The organism is Protofrankia sp. CiP1_Cm_nod2, assembly GCF_920664355.1.
Classification (GTDB): domain Bacteria; phylum Actinomycetota; class Actinomycetes; order Frankiales; family Frankiaceae; genus Protofrankia.
In genome coordinates this window covers 8,113-10,205 of record NZ_CAKKTL010000039.1, presented here as the reverse complement: position 1 = coordinate 10,205, position 2,093 = coordinate 8,113, and the positions used below count along the sequence as shown (strand labels likewise).

At 71.9% G+C, this 2,093-nt stretch carries 1 protein-coding gene; it reads right to left on the bottom strand.

The window, feature by feature from the left end:
* Nucleotides 1-120: 120 nt before the first annotated feature.
* Nucleotides 121-1,953: a glycoside hydrolase family 15 protein gene (locus NBW84_RS06560; RefSeq protein WP_250282655.1), complete on the bottom strand. Its 1,833-nt coding sequence runs from the start codon at nt 1,951-1,953 to the stop codon at nt 121-123.
* Nucleotides 1,954-2,093: the final 140 nt, after the last annotated feature.

Below are 2,093 nucleotides of genomic sequence, written 5' to 3'. Positions count from 1 at the left end.
CGTCCGCTCGCCCGCCGCCTTCGTCTTCCCGGTCTTCCCGGTCGCTTCGGCACGGGTGGCGGATGGCGGATGACGGACGGCGGGGCGGCCGGCGGATGATCGGGAGGCCGGGCCGGGGAGTCAGCCGAAGAAGTGGCCCGGCGGATAGGCCCGGTCGGTGCGCGAGCGCGGCCGGCCGCGCAGGGCGTCGGTCAGCGTCCGGGCGGTGTTGACCAGCGGGACGTGGCTGAACGCCTGCGGGAAGTTGCCGACCAGCCGGCCGAGGCGGGGGTCGTACTCCTCCGCCAGCAGCCCCACGTCGTTACGCAGCGCAAGCAGCCGCTCGAACAGTTCCTGGGCCTCGCGCACCCGTCCTGACAGGGCGTAGTTGTCGGCGAGCCAGAAGGTGCAGGCGAGGAAGGCGCCCTCACCGGCGGGCAGGCCGTCGACCGCGCCGTCCGCCGCGGTCGGGTAGCGCAGCACGAAGCCGTCCTGGACGAGTTCGCGCTCGATGGCGGCCACCGTGCCGACGGCGCGCGGATCCGTCGCCGGCAGGAAGCCGACGAGCGGGATGTTCAGCAGGGCCGCGTCCAGTTCGGTGGAGCCGTAGAACTGGGTGAAGGTGTTGCGGGCGGGGTCGAAGCCGCGGGCGCAGACCTCGTTGTGGATCTCGGCCCGCAGCGCCGTCCAGCGGTCCAGCGGGCCGGGCAGCCCCCACTCGGTGATGCCCTTGACGGCCCGGTCCACCGCCACCCAGGCCATCACCTTGGAATGGACGAAGTCCCGGCGTGGCCCGCGGACCTCCCAGATGCCCTCGTCGGGCTTGCGCCACCCGGTCTCCAGGAACTCCATCAGCTTGCTCTGCAGCGCCCACGAGTCGTCCTGGCCGTCGACGTCGGTGGCCATCCGGGCGACGTGCAGCGCGTCGAGCACCTCGCCGTAGACGTCCAGCTGGAACTGGTCGACAGCGCCGTTGCCGACCCGGACGGGAGCGGAGCCCTCGTAGCCGGGCAGCCACGGGATCTCGTACTCGGGCAGCCGGCGCTCGCCGCCGACGCCGTACATGATCTGGACCTGCGAGGGGTCGCCGGCCACCGCCCGCAGCAGCCACTCCCGCCAGGCCGTGGCCTCGCTGGTGAACCCGGCGTCGAGCAGGGCGAGCAGGGTGATGGTGGCGTCCCGCAGCCAGCAGTAGCGGTAGTCCCAGTTGCGGACCCCGCCGATCATCTCCGGCAGGGAGGTCGTGACCGCCGCGACGATGCCGCCGGTCGGCGCGTACGTCAGCGCCTTGAGGGTGATCAGGGACCGGCGGACGGCGTCCTGCCACTGCCCGTCGTAGGTGCAGCCGGCCATCCAGTCCGCCCACCACGACTCGGTCAGGTCGATCGCCCGGCGGACGTCGATGCGGGCGTGGGTCGGGCGGTGCGAGGGGCACCAGGCCAGGGAGAACGGCACGGACTGCCCGGCGGAGACCGTGAACTGCGCGTGGGTGGCCATGTCGTGGCCCTCCATCGGCGCGGTCGTGCGCAGGGTGACCGCGTCGGGGCCGGCGACCGCGACCACCGTGTGCTCGTCGAAACGGCGCACCCACGGGACGATCGAGCCGTAGTCGAAGCGGATGCGGGTCTCGCTGCGCATCCGGACCGTGCCTTCGATGCCCTCGACGAGCCGTAGCACCAGGTGCTCGCCGGAGCGCGGGTACATCGCGTCGACGATCCGGACGGTCCCGCTCGCCGTGGTCATGTCGGTTTCGAGGACGAGGGTGTCGCCGCGGTAGCGTCTGCTCACCGCGAGTACCGGATCGACCGGCGCGATCCGCCAGTGACCGGAGTTCTCGTCACCGAGCAGGGCGGCAAAACACGCGGGCGAGTCGAAGCGGGGCAGGCACAACCAGTCGATCGAACCGTCCCTGGAGACCAGCGCGGCCGAATGTGTGTCGCCGATCAGCGCGTAGTCCTCGATGCGGGAGGGCACGGTCTCTCCGGGGTCTCTCGGGGCCCTCCGCCACCACGAACACAGACGATCGCCAGGGACGCCGCCGCGCGGCGCACCTGGCCCCCCGTGATCGAAACGCATTGGGCCGGCTTGGGTTCAGGTCTGAATGTGACTCTGGG